The organism is Bacteroides sp. MSB163, from assembly GCF_036416795.1.
GTDB lineage: Bacteria > Bacteroidota > Bacteroidia > Bacteroidales > Bacteroidaceae > Bacteroides > Bacteroides maternus.
Map to the genome: position 1 here is coordinate 6,205,624 of NZ_CP143867.1, position 17,262 is coordinate 6,222,885.

Below are 17,262 nucleotides of genomic sequence, written 5' to 3' on the forward strand. Positions count from 1 at the left end.
CTTTATTGCGCTTTTAATATTGTTTACTGTCCACAATATTACGCACTATCAGGAAAACGGAAGTTGATTATCTAACAAAAAAGGTTTAATACCTGTCCGTAGTGGTTAAAAAGCTATCTTTAATACTTTAAATTTTGCTGGGACTCGTACCAAACTGCTTTTTAAAGCAAGTACTGAAGTATTTTGAGTCAGAAAATCCAACCATGGAAGATACTTCACCAATCGAAAATCTTCGGGAAGCCAGAAGTTCTTTCGCCTTATTCAAACGGACAATACGGATAAAATCATTAGGTCCCTGCCCGGTCAAGGTCTTGATCTTATTATAAACGGAAGTACGGCTCATGCCCAACATACGGCAAAAGTCGTTGATAGAGAATTCTGAATTAGAAAGTTCTTCATCAATCACTTCCATCACTTTATCCATAAACTCCTTGTCCAATTGGCTGGTATAATCTGTATCTTCCGGTGGAGTATCCATGGACAACACCGTATCGCGAAGATGCTGCCTGTTCTGGAGGATATTCCGTATCCGGACTTTCAGGACAGAGAGGTCGAAAGGCTTGATTATATAGTCATTCGCCCCGGCTTCGAGTCCGAATATGATATTCTCCCTTTCACTCAGGGCCGTCAATAGTATCACAGGAATATGGCTCGTATCGACAGAAGATTTCAGTATACGGCACAATTCATCACCTTCTAACACAGGCATGACAATATCCGATATAATGATATCCGGATTGATCTCCCTCGCCATCTCCAAAGCCTTCCCGCCATCGGGCACTCCGATTACTTTATATTCTGATGACAAACTGTTCATCAGATACTCCCTCATATCTTTATCATCCTCAGCCAGAAGTAACACATTCTTACCGGCATCTTCCTGTTCCGGGAAGGTATCAACAGCGGGTATTTCCAAAGTATTTTCTTTTCGCTCAACAACTATCCCCGACTTTATCTTCAACGGGAATGTAACGGTAAATGCCGTCCCTTTACCTTCCGTACTGCTAAACGAAATATCACCGTGATGCTGCTTCACAATCCTCCGTGTAATCATCAGCCCGATACCTGAACCCGTTTCCTGAAAGTTCATGGCATTCTGTGCCCGATAGTACTCATGGAAGATATTTCCTTGTTCTTCCTTCGGAATGCCGATACCTGTATCTTTTACTTCAATCGACCATTTCTTCTTCGTTGTTCTTACCGTAATATAGATAATCCCTCTCTCCGTATACTTCAAGGCATTCGAAAGGAGATTGTCCACAATATGATCCATCTTATCCCGATCCATCCACACCTGCGGCATGTCCGCCTCTGCCTGTAACTGAATTTCCACTCCCTTTTGCAGGACGGCCATGTGGAACTCCGCTATCTTTTCTTCCAGATAAGCTTTGATATCGTAAGGAGAGACTTTCAGGCATTCAGCATGCAGTTCCGTTTTCTGTAAGTCCAACAACTGAGTAACCATACTCAGCAGTTTCTCGGCATTCTTCACAGCTACCGACACTATCTTCTTACTTTCTTCCGGGAGTTCCCGCTGTGCTTCAAGGTCGCTCAGAGGTGCCTTTATCAAGCTGATCGGGGTGCGTATATCATGCGCTATGCTGATAAAGGAACGTATCTTCTCCTTTACCCGGTCTTCATTGGCTTTATGCCTCCGATACTGCACAAAGATGTAAATAAAAACAGAAAGCAATATAAAATAAAACAGCAATGCCCACCATGAAACCCAGTAAGGACTATTGATTACCACCTTCAGACTGCGCTCCCCTATCTGTTGCCCGGTATATTTATCAAATGCCCGCAACCGGAATGTGTAGGTACCGGAAGAAAGGTCCATATAGTTCACGTTCCGTACCGAATTGGAGTGTTCCCATTCTTCATTATGCCCCTCCAACATATACTCATACCTGATTCTGTGTGGAGCCGTAAAATTGATGGCAGAGAAAGAGATGGAGAATGAATTCTGATTATAGTTCAAGCCGATCTTCTGCGTGTCGTTGATATTAGTCTTTAAAAGGGAACCTTTCATACCCGCCTTCACCGATTCATAAAGCAATTTAAAATCTGTCAGTATCAGTTTGACAGGACCATGCTGTCCGAAATCCAGCGAAGGAGAAAAGGTGATCACTCCCTCTGCCGTACCCCAAGCTAGGCATCCGTCATTCAGTTTAAAGGCTGCATTAGGGTTATAATATCCCCAGGTAATATCCAGAAAATCATTTGCACTGATCAGAATATCTTTTGATAAGTCCAGACAATAGAGTTCTTTTTCCGTACTGAACCAGATACGGCCGTCGTTATCTTCCAACAGGCTATTGATGGAATTGGAGGCAAGACCGTTATCCGTAGTATAGACACGCGCCTCTCCTCTATCAGGGTTGAAACGCACCAATCCTTCTCCGTCGGTGGCAAGCCATATATCCCCGGATGAAGATTGTAATAGACATCGGATAGGATAGTGCAGGGAAATGTCCCCGAACTTCTGGTGCCACTGTATTTCCCCCGTAGCTTTATCAAAAATAGCCAGACCACTACATCCTGCTATCAGTAATGAACCGTCTTTACCGGCCCTCAAGTCTCCTACACAATCAATCGGATAATAGGTATAAGTATCTGTCAGCATATTATAGCGTGTAAATTCGCCTTCAATACCCCCTACCCAAAGACAATCACCTTCCGCATGGATAGCATAAATGTAATCGGTTGCCACACCCTTGTCCGAACCGGTTTTCCGTTTTTCCATCTTTTGCACCTTACCTGTTCGCTTATGAATGGCATAAAGACCGATGCCATATCCGCCGGCCCAGATATTTCCTCTTGAGTCTTCAGCAAGAGCCAACACTACTTTAGAGCCATGCCATGTACCATCCAGGAAGTGCTTCCATTGGCGCTGTTTGGATTGGTAAAGGCTGACCCCATTGTTTGTGCCATACCAGCAATCTCCCTCTGAATCCTGAAATATGACATTGATATGATCCGATTTCAGGGAATTGACATTATTCTGTTCATGCTTCATTCTCCTTACATCAGGAATATTGGGGTCTAAATAGCTGATACCATTAGTGGAGGTACTCACCCAAATGCCGCCAAATTCATCTACACAGATATCGGAAACGGTATTGCCATTCAGACTTCTTTCATCATCTTCATTGGTAATATAATGCTTCAGAAGCCGTTCCGTGGTTCTGTCTATCTGGAAAACACCGGCACCGTCAGCGCCTATCAGCAAGGTATTATCAGGAGCCTGCGCAAAAGTACGAATGGGAACATGGGGGATGAACTCTTTGAAAGACCGCACTTTCCTTGTTGATTTATCCACGACAAAAGCCCCGTCGGAAAAAGTACCTACAAATAATTTATCTCCGAAAGCACACAATGATTCGACATGCATTTCCGCGGGAAGAGGTATCGCTTCCTCTGAAGAAAAAACGGTTTTATTCGCTCGCTTCAGCCGATAGATACCTTGATTGGTTCCGGCACAGAATTCGGTATCATCTGTCTGCACCATGCAATTGACGCATTGACCCTCCAACCCGGCAAGCAATAAGCCAGACTCTTTTTCCCAACAGTAAACACCCGTTGACATACACACCCAAAGGCGGTTGTCCGCATCAAAAAGGATATTATTCAAGACCGGGGAAGAAAGATATCCGGATGCATCGACACGCAGTTGAAAAGCATCCGTCCGGTTATCGTACGCGTATATTTTCCCGTTCTTCAAAGCAATCCAGATATTCCCCGAATAATCGCAGATCATGGTAGTGGAAGACAGGATATGATCTTTGGACTCCACCGTTTCGTCCAGCTGATAATGTTTTATTTCATTGCCGTCATACCGGTCTACCCCCATATGAGTATAGGTCCATATAAAACCGGCAGAATCTTTACTGACCTGAAACACCTGCCGGCTGCTCAACCCTTCTTTTATACTCAGGGAACGAAACGAACCTGCAAATAAAGTGAAACATTGAAGGAGAAATATAAGTAAGGTGAAAATGTATTTTATCATAATATCGTTATTATCTGCCCGCATTATACATTTATAGGTTTCGCGGATGCAATATTAGACACAAATATAAAAAAAGTGGTTTAAAAACTATCCAAATAGGTTTGATTTCTATTACTTTTGTCCATCAAACCAATAAACCGTGATAAGCCATGCTCAGCAAGCTTAAATTAAACCAGCTCTATTTCAAAGATACGCAGTTCGCTAACCTGATGACGCGACGCATCTTCAACGTCCTTCTGATAGCCAATCCTTATGACGCTTTCATGCTGGAAGATGACGGACGCATTGACGAGAAAATCTTTAATGAATATACTTCACTTTCTCTGCGCTACCCCCCCCGCTTTACCCAGGTGTCTACCTGTGAAGAAGCTCTGGCACAACTCTCTACCGTACCGTTCGATCTCATCATCTGTATGCCGGGAACGGGAGATAATGACAGTTTCGACGTAGCGCGGCACATCAAGAGCCTTTATGAGCATATTCCCATGGTGATACTGACCCCTTTCAGCCACGGCATCACCAAACGCATCGCCAACGAAGACCTGAGTCCTTTCGAATATATCTTCTGCTGGCTGGGTAACACGGATCTGCTGGTGTCTATCATCAAACTGATAGAGGACAAGATGAACCTGGAACACGACGTAAATGAAGTAGGTGTGCAGGTGATCCTGGTTGTGGAGGACGGTATCCGTTTCTATTCATCCATATTGCCCAACCTCTATAAGTTCGTATTGAAGCAGAGCCAGGAGTTCAGTACCGAAGCTTTGAATGCCCATCAGCGCACGTTGCGTATGCGTGGACGTCCGAAGATTGTACTGGCCCGTACGTATGAAGAAGCTATAGGCATTTACGAGAAATACAAGAATAATATATTAGGAGTCATTACCGATGTCCGCTTTCCACGTGTGGAACGTGGTGAAAAGGACGGACTTGCCGGTATCAAGCTTTGCGCTGCCATCCGTAAGGAAGATCCCTTCGTACCGCTCATCATTCAGTCGTCAGAATCGGAGAATGCACTTTATGCTTCAAAATATGGTGCCGCCTTTATCGATAAGAATTCCAAGAAGATGGACGTAGACCTGCGCCGCATCGTATCGGACAATTTCGGTTTCGGTGACTTCATCTTCCGCAATCCCGACACGCTGGAAGAGATAGCACGTGTAAAGAACCTGAAGGAATTACAAAACATCCTTTTTGCCGTACCGGCAGAGTCATTCCTTTATCATATCAGCCGCAACCATGTCAGCCGCTGGCTCTACTCACGCGCCATGTTCCCGGTAGCAGAGTTTCTGAAACCTATCACCTGGAACAGTTTGCAGGATGTGGATGCCCACCGTAAAATCATCTTCGAAGCAATTGTGAAATACCGCAAGATGAAGAACCAGGGTGTGGTAGCAGTATTCAAGCGTGACCGTTTCGACCGCTACTCCAACTTCGCCCGTATAGGTGACGGTTCATTGGGAGGTAAAGGGCGCGGCCTCGCTTTCATCGACAATATGGTGAAGCATCATCCTGAATTCGAAGAATTCGATAACGCCCGTGTTGCCATACCCAAGACCGTAGTGCTCTGTACTGATGTCTTCGACGAGTTTATGGAGACAAACAATCTGTATCAGGTGGCCCTTTCGGATGCGGAGGACGATGTGATTCTGCGATACTTCCTGAAAGCGAAGTTACCCGACCGACTGGTAGAAGACTTCTTTACCTTCTTTGATGTAGTGAAGTCTCCGCTTGCCATCCGTTCGTCTTCTTTGCTGGAAGATTCACACTATCAGCCTTTTGCCGGAATATACAATACGTATATGATCCCCTATCTGGATGATAAATACGAAATGCTCCGTATGTTGTCCGATGCCATAAAAGGCGTGTACGCTTCGGTCTACTTCCGCGACAGTAAAGCATATATGCAGGCCACAAGCAATGTCATCGACCAGGAAAAGATGGCGGTCATTCTGCAAGAGGTAGTCGGCAACCAATATGGTGACCGTTACTACCCCAGTATGTCCGGTGTGGCACGCTCGCTGAACTATTATCCTATCGGTGATGAAAAAGCTGAAGAAGGTACTGTGAACCTCGCCCTCGGTTTGGGAAAATATATCGTAGACGGTGGCATGACGCTCCGCTTCTCTCCCTATCATCCCCACCAGATATTGCAGACCAGCGAAATGGAAATAGCACTGAAAGAGACGCAAACCCGTTTCTACGCTCTCGACCTGCATAATGCCGGACACGATTTCTCTATGGATGACGGCTTCAACCTGCTGAAACTGCACGTGAAAGAGGCGGAAAAGGACGGAGCACTGAATTATATAGCCTCTACCTACGATCCCTACGACCAGATTATCCGTGACGGTCTATATCCCGGCGGACGCAAAGTCATTACCTTCGCCAATATCCTGCAACACGACGTTTTCCCGTTGGCACGCATACTGCAACTGGTACTGAAATACGGTGAACAGGAAATGCGCCGCCCCGTCGAAATAGAATTTGCCGCCACCATGAGCCGGGAACAGGACAAATCGGGTACTTTCTACCTGTTGCAGATACGCCCCATCGTAGATACGAAAGAGATGCTGGATGAAGATTTGACAGCCATACCGGACGATAAAGTACTGCTTCGCTCCAACAATTCCCTGGGACATGGAATTATGAATGATATCTATGATGTCATCTATGTGAAGACGGATGATTACAGCGCATCGCACAATCAAGAGATTGCCTGGGAAATAGAGAAACTGAACCAGCAATTCCTTGATGAAGGCAGGAACTATGTTCTCGTTGGTCCCGGACGTTGGGGTAGCAGTGACACATGGCTGGGTATTCCTGTAAAATGGCCGCACATCAGTGCCGCCCGCGTCATTGTGGAAGCCGGATTGACGAATTATCGCGTAGATCCCAGCCAGGGAACCCACTTCTTCCAGAACCTGACTTCGTTCGGTGTAGGCTACTTCACTATTAATGCCTTTATGAATGATGGCGTGTATGATCAGGACTTCCTGAATGCACAACCGGCCGTACACGAAAGCAAGTATCTGCGGCATGTCCACTTCGAACAACCTGTAACGGTAAAGATGGATGGCAAGAAGAAGCTGGGTATTGTGCTCTTACCCGGTGAGTGAACATGCAAAAGATGCCATCTTTTGATGTAAAACATGCCATCTAATGATGTTAAAGATGCCATCTTTTGTAGCGAAAGATGGCATCTTTTGTATGACAGGTCAGGGAGAACAGAGGAGAAGATAGTAATGAAAGGGGCGAAAGGTATTAATCTTTCTGCTGATGCAGTATAATCATCACCACTTCGCTGGGTGCAAAGAACCGAATATTCTTATTGGATGTACCGATGCCATTGGTTATAATCATCGGTATGTGATGCGAGTTGTATTTCAATCCGGTGCGGAAACGCTTGCCATAATGGGATGGAATGATCGGTGCGTACAAGCCAAATAGAGTGACCTGTCCTCCATGAGTATGTCCGGCAAGTACGAGATCGGTATTCGTAATGGGAACATCTTCCGCATAGTCAGGCGTATGCGTCAGCAGAATGACAAAATCATCGGGTGAAAGTCCAAGTGTGGGAGATGTGCCATTCTTCTTTAAATTGAAAGGATTGCGCACGCCGGCAATCAAAATTTCGTCTCCATTCCGTCTCAAAGTATCTACTTTATGTTCCAGCAAGTGCATACCGTACTTCTGCAATTCACGTACAATATCATCATAACAGGCTTCATAGTCATTATTGCCCAGTACGACATACGTCCCCATCGGTGCTTTCACCCCGGACAGGGCAGCCAAAAGGGGCTGAACATATTCGCAACCTTCATGCAAGTCACCACCTATCAACAAAGCATCTGCATGCTGGCTATTGAGCAACTTGACTAAATTAGCCAATCCCTTCTCTTTGAAAAGACTTCTATAATGCAAGTCGGATATAAAGGCAATACGAAAACCATCGAAAGCGGTCGGTACATCGGGATGGGTAAATTCATAAGTCCTTACCCGGCTGATGCCTTTATATCCGGAACCGGACTTGGAAGACGAAAACATACTGCTACCCGACTTACAGGAAGAAAAGAATAGTAAGGAAAGGACGCATATATAAAATAAATTCTTCATCATAGGCAAGTATATTATTCATCGTAAATGAGCACATTATTCATCATAAACGAACACAAAGATAGGCATTTTCTGTATCTTTGCTACAAAATTGATAAATGAAAACTTACTTCTAAAACCGGAATATGAAAGAGATCAAACAGAATTCCCCCCGTGCATGGCTCCTTGCAGCCCGTCCTAAAACCTTGACGGGAGCTATCATTCCTGTGCTGATAGGTACTTCACTGGCATTTACCGACGGACAATTCAAAATTGTTCCCGCTCTGCTGTGTATGCTCTTTGCCTGTGGTATGCAGATCGCCGCCAACTTCATCAACGACCTCTTCGACTTCCTGAAAGGTACCGACCGTACCGACCGCCTGGGGCCGGAACGTGCCTGCGCACAAGGCTGGATTACACCGAGAGCTATGAAAGTGGGAATCGGCATCATTGTCATCCTTTCCTGTATTTCCGGTCTCGGACTGCTATACACAAGTTGGGGAGAACTGCCTCATGGAGGATGGGAACTCATTGTGCTGGGAGTATTCTGCGTAATATTCGCCTTCCTTTATACCACCATCCTCTCCTATCAAGGTTGGGGAGACTTACTGGTGCTGATATTCTTCGGCTTTGTTCCGGTAGGCGGCACATACTATGTGCAGGCATATACATTCACCCCAAACGTCATCATTGCTTCGCTCATCAGCGGACTGGTAATAGATACCTTATTAGTTGTGAACAATTATCGCGACCGCGATCAGGATGCCCTCAGCGGAAAACGTACGCTCATCGTCCGTTTCGGAGAACCTTTCGGCAGATACCTTTACCTCTGGCTCGGCATCATCGCGACGTTGCTTTGCTTCTGGTTTGCCCAAGGCTGGAACTATGCAGGTATCTTCATGCCTTTCACCTACCTTTATTTCCACGTAACTACTTGGAAACGCATGGTAAAGATACGAAGCGGTAAAAAATTAAACAGCATACTGGGCGAGACTTCGCGCAATATGCTGTTTATGGGGATTCTTCTTAGTGTTATAATAGCAATGATGAAATGAGAGTTATCATCTCTTTCCGTACATCTTCTCGTAATAGTGCTGATAATCACCGCTGGTTACTTCTTCCACCCAGTCCTGATTATTCAGATACCACTCGATAGTCTTCACAATACCGTCTTCGAACTTCGTTTCAGGATACCAGCCTAAAGCAGCAGTGATCTTTGCCGGATCGATGGCATAGCGCTGGTCATGGCCGAGACGGTCTTTCACGAAGGTAATCAGGTCTTCATTAATCCAGCTGATATCAATCTGACCATCTTCATCCTTCACTTTCTTCTTCAGAACTTCACGATATTCCGGTTTCTCTGTCATCAATCGGTGGATAGTGGCAATAGTTAACTTCACGATTTCGAGGTTGGTCTTTTCATTATGACCGCCTACATTGTACACTTCACCTTCCACGCCTTCGCGAACTACCAGGTCAATAGCTTTGCAGTGGTCTTCCACATACAACCAGTCGCGCACATTGCTACCGTCACCATAAACAGGAAGCTTCTTTCCTTCCAGAATATTCTTGATAATCAGCGGAATCAGCTTTTCGGGAAAATGATACGGACCGTAGTTATTGGAGCAGCGGGTAATGGTTACCGGCATCTTATACGTATCATGATAAGCCATAACCACCATATCGGCACTTGTCTTGGAAGCACTGTAAGGACTGTGCGGGCAAAGCGGAGTTTGCTCTGTGAAGTATCCTTCAGCACCCAATGAGCCATATACTTCATCGGTAGAAACCTGATGATAGCGTACCCCCTTGCGCCAGGTAGGATAACCATTTTCATCCTTACCCGTCACCCAGGCACGACGCGCTGCATCCAGCAGGTTCTGCGTACCCAGAATGTTAGTAACCAGGAAAAGTTGCGGATTTTCAATACTGCGGTCTACATGACTTTCAGCGGCAAAGTTCACTACATAGTCGAATTTGAACTTGGCAAACAGTTCGTCAGCCAATACACGGTCGCAAATGTCACCCTTCACGAAGATACAACGTTCATCATCAATGTCTTTGGCGATGGTGCCGAGGTTGCCGGCATAAGTCAAAGCATCCAGTATCACAAGCTTGACATCATCATGCTTTGCCAGAATGTGCTTGATATAATTCGCGCCGATAAATCCGGCTGCACCGGTTACGAGATAAGTCTTCATTGATTTATGATTTATAATTTATGATTTATGATTTTCTCAACGATGGGAATTGGCGAGTTCCATCAGGTATGTACCGTATTCCGTTTTGCCGAGTTGTTCACCAAGACGATACAACTGATCGGCATCTATCCAACCTTTGCGCCAGGCTATTTCTTCGATACAGCTGACGCGGAAACCTTGTCGGTTCTGTATGGTAGCCACAAAGTTGCTTGCTTCCAGCAGACTGTCGCAGTTACCCGTATCGAGCCATGCGAAACCACGGCCGAAGATTTCTACTTTCAGTGTGCCTTCATCCAGATACAAGCGGTTAAGATCGGTGATTTCATATTCGCCACGGGCAGACGGTTTCAAAGCGGCAGCCTTGGCAGTAACAGTAGAGTCATAGAAATAAAGACCGGGCACGGCATAGTTGCTTTTGGGTTGCGCAGGCTTCTCTTCGAGCGAAATGGCTTTGCCGTCGGCATCGAATTCCACCACGCCATAGGCGCGTGGGTCCTTTACATAATAGCCGAAGATACATGCGCCTTTTTCTATCGAAGCGGCACGCTTCAGCATAGCAGAGAAACCTTGACCGTAGAACATATTATCACCTAGGATAAGACATCCCGGTTCACCGTTCAAAAACTCGGCACCCAGAACAAAAGCCTGTGCCAGTCCGTTGGGTTTCTCCTGTATCTTATAAGAGAAGGACATTCCGAGTTCTTCACCCGTACCGAGCAATTCGCGAAACATGGGTAAGTCACGTGGAGTGGAAATAATCAACACTTCGCGTATCCCCGCCAACATAAGCGTGGAAAGCGGATAGTAAATCATCGGCTTGTCATAAACCGGCATAATCTGCTTGGAAATAGCCTTTGATAAGGGGTAAAGGCGGGTGGCACTACCACCGGCAAGAATAATTCCTTTCATATTTCAGTTCTTTTTTCGGTTGATACAAATATAGAATAAAATAAGAAGGAGGACCAAGCCCCACGGCTCTCAATTTGCTATTCAGGTCGCAAAGATAATGCAAAGCAAATGCAGTACAAAATAATTTAATTTATTTTTAGGAGCTTTCTCAACCTGCCAACTCTATTACTTCAAGATCCTTGAACACTCCATTGTCAATAATGAAACGTACCATTGTGCGCACCTTATGGAATCCGGACATGCCTGCGGCACCCGGATTGATGTGCAGCATATCCAGTGTTTTGTCATACTTCACCTTCAATATATGAGAATGTCCGCTAATGAAAAGTTTGGGCGGACGCACCAGAATGCTTCCCCGTATGGAAGGATCGTAATTGCCCGGATAGCCACCAATATGTTTTATCAGCACTTCGGCACCGTCAATAGTAAAACGATTGATTTGCGGATAGACCTGACGAATGTCTTGCCCGTCAATGTTGCCATACACGGCACGGAAAGGACGGAATGCCGCCAACTTCTGCGCCACTTCCAGCGAACCGATGTCACCGGCATGCCAGATTTCATCACACGTTTCAAAATATTGCAGATACTTTTCATCCCAATATCCGTGTGTATCAGATAATAAACCAACTTTTGTCATCTTTCTTTTGTTTATCTGTGCAAAGGTAACTATATTTGGGCAAATCTTGATGAGTATGGAAAACCAATATCAATATTTTAAACGGGACATTAGTTGGCTATCATTCAATTACCGCGTTCTGTTGGAAGCGGAAGATGATACCCTGCCTCTGTATGAACGCATTAACTTTATATCCATTTATTCTTCCAACCTGGAAGAGTTCTACAAGATACGTGTTGCCGACCATAAAGCAATAGCTACCGGCGCCGCACAAAGTGACGAGGAAACCGTACAGTCTACCATCGAACTGGTGGATGCGATAAACCTTGAAGTAAACCGCCAAATGGAGGACCGTATCCGTATCTACGAGCAAAAGATACTTCCTGCCCTGAAGAAAAATCATATCATTTTCTATCAGAGCCGAAATGTGGAACCCTTCCATCACGACTTCGTGCGACGTTTCTTCCGGGAAGAAATTTTCCCGTTCCTGCAACCTGTGCCTGTGTCCAAGGACAAGGTCATTTCGTTTCTGCGCGATAACCGTCTGTATCTTGCCGTCCGTCTTCAACAGAAAGGATTGCCGCCCGGTGCTCCGGGACGTACGCAATATTTCGTAATGAAACAGCCGTACAGCAAAGTACCACGTTTCATAGAGTTACCTAAAGTAGGAAACAACTATTATCTGATGTTCATAGAGGATATCATCAAGGCTAATCTGGATGTTATCTTCCCGGGCTATGATGTAGAAAGCAGTTATTGCATCAAGATTTCGCGCGATGCGGATATACTGATAGACGATGCCGCCAACACTTCCGAAATCATCGAACAGGTAAAGACAAAAGTAAAGAAACGCAAGATAGGAGATGTGTGCCGCTTTGTGTACGACCGTGCCATGCCGCAGGATTTTCTTGATTTCCTGGTAGACGCTTTCCATATCGACCGCCGGGAGTTGGTTCCGGGAGACAAGCATCTCAACCTGGAAGACTTGCGCCATTTGCCTAATCCCAACCCCAATATACACCCTATACGGAAGCCGCAACCGATGAAGATAAACTGTCTGGATGAACGGGAATCCATATTCCGCTATGTGGAGAAAAAGGATTTGCTATTACATTATCCTTACCATTCATTCGAACATTTCATCCACTTCCTGTACGAAGCCGTACACGAACCTACCGTGCGTGAAATCATGGTAACACAATACCGGGTTGCCGAGAACTCCGCTGTAATCAATACTCTGATAGCTGCCGCACAGAATGGCAAAAAGGTTACTGTTTTTGTGGAACTGAAAGCCCGCTTCGACGAAGAAAACAACCTTGCCACTGCTGAAATGATGAAAGCTTCGGGCATTAATATCATATATAGTATTCCTAAATTAAAGGTACATGCCAAGGTCGCCCTCGTCCTTCGGCGCAACGCGGAAGGGAAAAAACTAACCAGTTATGCCTATATCAGCACCGGTAACTTCAATGAAAAGACTGCCACACTCTACGCAGACAGTGGTCTATTTACCTGTAACCGAATCATCGTGAACGATCTGTACAACTTGTTCCGTACCCTTCAAGGTAAAGAGAATCTGAAGTTCCATCGCTTACTGGTAGCACGTTTTAACCTGATACCGGAACTGAACCGTCTGATTGATCATGAAATGGAACTGGCGAAAAAAGGAAAAGTCGGTCGCATCATACTAAAGATGAATGCACTGCAAGATCCTACCATGATAAACCGTCTGTATGAAGCCTCACAAGCCGGTGTGGAAATAGACCTGATTGTCCGTGGCATCTGCTGCCTGATACCGGGGCAAACATACAGTCGTAACATTCGTGTCACACGTATTGTGGATACATTTCTGGAACACGCGCGTATATGGTATTTCGGTAATGGAGGAAATCCGAAACTATTCCTCGGCTCACCGGACTGGATGCGGCGTAATCTGTACCGTCGCATCGAGGCCGTCACCCCCATACTGGACCCGGATGCAAAACAGGAATTGATAGATATGCTTTCTATCCAGCTCTCAGATAAGCGTAAAGCCTGTTTTGTAGATGAGAATCTGCGTAACTGTTGGAAATCAGCTCATCCGCAAAAGGAAAAAGTACGTTCACAATATACTTTTTATGAATACCTGAAGGAGAAAACCGAATAGTTTTGTAACATCTATGTAATATGTATGACATTTCTCTGCAACACGATTTACGTTCCTTTGCAGCCAGAAATAAAATACATTATTATGGAAACTATTTATCTATGCATTGTCATCTTCCTGTTCGTCCTTGCGGTGTTCGACCTCATTGTGGGCGTCAGTAATGATGCAGTCAATTTCTTAAACTCGGCTGTCGGAGCAAAGGCAGCATCTTTCAAAACCATGCTTTTTATAGCCGGGGTTGGTGTATTCATCGGAGCGGCGATGTCCAATGGTATGATGGACATTGCCCGACATGGCATCTATCAGCCGCAACATTTCTACTTTGCCGAGATCATGTGCATCCTGCTGGCAGTCATGTTAACCGACGTTGTTTTGCTGGACGTTTTCAATACTATGGGAATGCCGACCTCCACCACAGTCTCGATGGTGTTTGAATTACTGGGTGGTACCTTTGCCTTGGCTCTGATTAAAGCGCACAGTAATGATGCGATCGGTTTGGGTGATCTGATTAATACGGATAAGGCTCTATCTGTCATCATGGGTATTTTCCTATCCGTCGCCATCGCTTTCTTCTTCGGTATGTTGGTGCAGTGGCTGGCACGCGTCATCTTTACTTTCAACTATACCAAAAAGATGAAGTACAGCATCGGGATTTTCGGAGGTATCGCCGCCACCTCTATCATTTATTTCATGCTCATCAAAGGATTAAAAGACAGTTCATTCATGACAGCTGATAATAAGCATTGGATACAGGACAACACTGTAATGCTCATCAGCTGTTTTTTTGTATTCTTCACCATACTGATGCAAGTACTGCACTGGCTGAAGGTGAATGTCTTCAAGATTGTAGTACTAATGGGTACTTTCGCCCTGGCTCTTGCTTTTGCCGGCAATGACCTGGTTAACTTTATCGGTGTACCTCTTGCCGGATATTCGTCTTTTATAGATTATACAACCAATGGAGCCGGCACAGGTCCGGATGGCTTCCTGATGACTTCATTGCTGGGACCTGCCAAAACGCCTTGGTACTTCCTTTTCGGTGCAGGTGCTATCATGGTTTATGCCCTTTGCACTTCTAAAAAAGCGCACAATGTGATCAAAACGTCCGTTGACCTTTCCCGCCAGGATGAAGGTGAAGAGAACTTCGGTAGTACTCCTATCGCCCGTACCTTGGTACGATTCAGTCTTACATTATCCAATGGAATTTCCAAAATAATGCCCGAAGGCAGTAAACGGTGGCTCGATACCCGCTTTCGCAAAGACGAGGCCATCATTGCAGACGGCGGTGCATTCGACCTGGTTCGCGCTTCGGTAAATCTGGTACTGGCAGGCTTGCTCATCGCATTGGGCACTTCATTGAAGCTTCCCCTCTCCACCACCTATGTAACTTTCATGGTTGCTATGGGTACTTCACTTGCCGACCGTGCTTGGGGACGCGATACCGCAGTATTCCGTATAACAGGCGTACTGAGCGTTATTGGTGGCTGGTTCATTACAGCCGGTGCCGCATTCACCATCTGCTTCTTCGTAGCGCTGGTTATTCACTTCGGAGGTACGGTTGCCATCATCGCGCTGATTGGCTTGGCAATATTCTCACTGATTCGTAGCCAGGTGATGTACAAGAAACGCAAAGCTAAAGAAAAAGGGAATGAAACCATCAAACAACTGATGCAGAGTAGTAACAATGCAGAAATTCTGGAACTGCTGCGTAAACATACCCGTGAAGAGTTAGTGAAGGTACTGGCATTTACCGAAGAAAACTTAGAACGTACTGTAACGGCATTCCTGCACGAAAACCTTCGCGGATTACGTCGTTCCATGGGTTCAGTAAAATTTGAAAAGCAACTCATTAAACAGATGAAACGTACCGGGACCCTCGCCATGTGTCGCCTGGACAACAATACGGTATTGGAAAAAGGTCTTTACTACTATCAAGGTAATGATTTCGCCAGCGAACTGGTATACAGCATCGGACGTCTCTGTGAACCTTGTCTCGAACATATTGACAACAACTTCAAGCCATTGGATACCATTCAGAAAGGTGAATTCTCTGACGTAACGGAAGATATTATCTACTTGCTACAAGTTTGCCGCCACAAGATGGAAAACAACGATTATGAAAGCTTTGAGAATGAACTCCGAAAAGCGAATGATCTGAACGGACAATTATCGCACCTGAAGCGTGAAGAGTTACAACGCATTCAAAGTCAATCCGGTAGCATCAAGGTCAGCATGGTTTATCTGACAATGATACAGGAAGCCCAGAACGTTGTTACTTATACAGTCAACCTGATGAAAGTCAGTCGCAAGTTCCAACTGACGGAATAAAAACAGATTGTCTGTTCAATACGGACAGACCATCTGTTAAATGCGAAGAGACCATCTACTCACTTGAATAGATGGTCTCTTTTGTATTACACGAAATAGGTTCATTTTCCTAACTGGAGAAATATATTTTCCCAACTAAGGGAAAAATCGACAATTAGTCTCTGCGTCCCATAAATATCATAATGTAGTAAATCAACGTTGCCAATGAACCCAATGCAGCTACCACATAGGTATAAGCAGCAGAGCGAAGTGCATCTTCAGCCTGCTTATGATTGTAAGAGTTTGTAATACCCGAACGGCTCAACCATACCAATGCACGCTTACTTGCATCTATTTCCACCGGCAAAGTGACGAAACTGAACAGCGTGGTCATAGCAAACAAGATAATACCTGCCAGCAATAACTGCGGGAACGTATTCAACAGCAAGATACCACCCAGCAACAACCAGGTCATCCATTGTGAAGCAAACGATACCACCGGCACAAGCTTGCTACGCATAGTCAGCGGAGCATAAGCCCGTGCGTGCTGCACTGCATGACCACACTCATGAGCGGCAACGGCAGCAGCCATGATACTGTTACTTTCATATACACCTTCACTCAGGTTTACTGTCTTATTGGCAGGGTTATAGTGGTCTGTCAGTTGTCCCGGCGTATGTGTCACCTGAACATCATAAATTCCATTGTCATGTAGCATCTGAAGGGCAACATCGCGGCCCGTCATTCCATTACCGGTAGGGATCTTGGAGTACTTCTTGAACTTGTTCTGCAAGTTCATTTGCACCAGCCAGCTGACTACAGCTATACCAATAAAGATAATCCATTGTATTCCTATCATTCCTTCCATAATCTTTTTCTGTTTTTAGTAATTAAAAATGTGTCGTTTGTTATATATAATACAAATTGTTTGCCAAAAATAAAGGGAAACCGTGAGCTTTACTACAGTTTCCCTTAT

The 17,262-nt window shown here is 45.2% G+C and carries 10 protein-coding genes; 4 read left to right on the forward strand and 6 right to left on the reverse strand.

The genetic code is table 11. The features are described from left to right. Positions 1-127 precede the first annotated feature (127 nt). A complete protein-coding gene (locus VYM24_RS24430; RefSeq protein WP_330941102.1) occupies positions 128-4,009 on the reverse strand; it encodes a hybrid sensor histidine kinase/response regulator transcription factor in 3,882 nt (1,293 codons plus the stop codon). A 149-nt stretch (positions 4,010-4,158) separates the two neighbouring features. Here VYM24_RS24430 and VYM24_RS24435 point away from each other — a divergent pair, with 149 nt between their 5' ends. Next, on the forward strand, positions 4,159-7,128 hold the full coding sequence (locus VYM24_RS24435; RefSeq protein ID WP_299094057.1) for a PEP/pyruvate-binding domain-containing protein: 2,970 nt from the start codon (positions 4,159-4,161) through the stop codon (positions 7,126-7,128). A gap of 145 nt (positions 7,129-7,273) precedes the next feature. Here VYM24_RS24435 and VYM24_RS24440 read toward each other — a convergent pair whose 3' ends face one another. Further along, complete coding sequence (locus tag VYM24_RS24440; protein WP_425286668.1) at positions 7,274-8,125, reverse strand: metallophosphoesterase; 852 nt, start codon at positions 8,123-8,125, stop codon at positions 7,274-7,276. Between the two features lie 125 nt (positions 8,126-8,250). Here VYM24_RS24440 and menA point away from each other — a divergent pair, with 125 nt between their 5' ends. Beyond that, a complete protein-coding gene (gene menA / locus VYM24_RS24445; RefSeq protein ID WP_330941104.1) occupies positions 8,251-9,159 on the forward strand; it encodes a 1,4-dihydroxy-2-naphthoate octaprenyltransferase in 909 nt (302 codons plus the stop codon). Between the two features lie 6 nt (positions 9,160-9,165). Here the strand turns inward: menA and rfbB are convergent, their stop codons facing one another. The 3 genes from rfbB to VYM24_RS24460 all read right to left on the reverse strand — a co-directional run bounded on the left by rfbB (position 9,166) and on the right by VYM24_RS24460 (position 11,854). Next, entirely contained in the window at positions 9,166-10,305 is a 1,140-nt protein-coding gene (rfbB, locus tag VYM24_RS24450) for a dTDP-glucose 4,6-dehydratase (protein WP_007214971.1), read from the reverse strand. Between the two features lie 36 nt (positions 10,306-10,341). Continuing rightward, the gene (gene rfbA / locus VYM24_RS24455; RefSeq protein ID WP_007214972.1) at positions 10,342-11,214 is read right to left on the reverse strand and encodes a glucose-1-phosphate thymidylyltransferase RfbA; all 873 of its coding nucleotides are present in this window, start codon (positions 11,212-11,214) and stop codon (positions 10,342-10,344) included. Between the two features lie 148 nt (positions 11,215-11,362). Beyond that, entirely contained in the window at positions 11,363-11,854 is a 492-nt protein-coding gene (locus VYM24_RS24460; protein ID WP_330941105.1) for a metallophosphoesterase family protein, read from the reverse strand. A gap of 55 nt (positions 11,855-11,909) precedes the next feature. On the opposite strand from VYM24_RS24460, the gene VYM24_RS24465 reads away from it, so the two are divergent. Then, positions 11,910-13,979, forward strand: coding sequence for an RNA degradosome polyphosphate kinase (locus VYM24_RS24465; protein WP_299094045.1), 2,070 nt, complete (start codon positions 11,910-11,912; stop codon positions 13,977-13,979). Between the two features lie 84 nt (positions 13,980-14,063). Then, positions 14,064-16,307, forward strand: coding sequence for an inorganic phosphate transporter (locus VYM24_RS24470; protein ID WP_299094043.1), 2,244 nt, complete (start codon positions 14,064-14,066; stop codon positions 16,305-16,307). Between the two features lie 154 nt (positions 16,308-16,461). Here the strand turns inward: VYM24_RS24470 and VYM24_RS24475 are convergent, their stop codons facing one another. After that, positions 16,462-17,154 (reverse strand): zinc metallopeptidase, encoded by a 693-nt coding sequence (locus VYM24_RS24475; RefSeq protein WP_007214977.1) that lies wholly within the window; start codon positions 17,152-17,154, stop codon positions 16,462-16,464. Positions 17,155-17,262: the final 108 nt, after the last annotated feature.

Coding starts and splice junctions, on each gene's coding strand:
- VYM24_RS24430 (WP_330941102.1), bottom strand. CDS start 4,009: ATGATAAAATACATTTTCACCTTACTTATATTTCTCCTTCAATGTTTC.
- VYM24_RS24435 (WP_299094057.1), top strand. CDS start 4,159: ATGCTCAGCAAGCTTAAATTAAACCAGCTCTATTTCAAAGATACGCAG.
- VYM24_RS24440 (WP_425286668.1), bottom strand. CDS start 8,125: ATGAAGAATTTATTTTATATATGCGTCCTTTCCTTACTATTCTTTTCT.
- menA (WP_330941104.1), top strand. CDS start 8,251: ATGAAAGAGATCAAACAGAATTCCCCCCGTGCATGGCTCCTTGCAGCC.
- rfbB (WP_007214971.1), bottom strand. CDS start 10,305: ATGAAGACTTATCTCGTAACCGGTGCAGCCGGATTTATCGGCGCGAAT.
- rfbA (WP_007214972.1), bottom strand. CDS start 11,214: ATGAAAGGAATTATTCTTGCCGGTGGTAGTGCCACCCGCCTTTACCCC.
- VYM24_RS24460 (WP_330941105.1), bottom strand. CDS start 11,854: ATGACAAAAGTTGGTTTATTATCTGATACACACGGATATTGGGATGAA.
- VYM24_RS24465 (WP_299094045.1), top strand. CDS start 11,910: ATGGAAAACCAATATCAATATTTTAAACGGGACATTAGTTGGCTATCA.
- VYM24_RS24470 (WP_299094043.1), top strand. CDS start 14,064: ATGGAAACTATTTATCTATGCATTGTCATCTTCCTGTTCGTCCTTGCG.
- VYM24_RS24475 (WP_007214977.1), bottom strand. CDS start 17,154: ATGGAAGGAATGATAGGAATACAATGGATTATCTTTATTGGTATAGCT.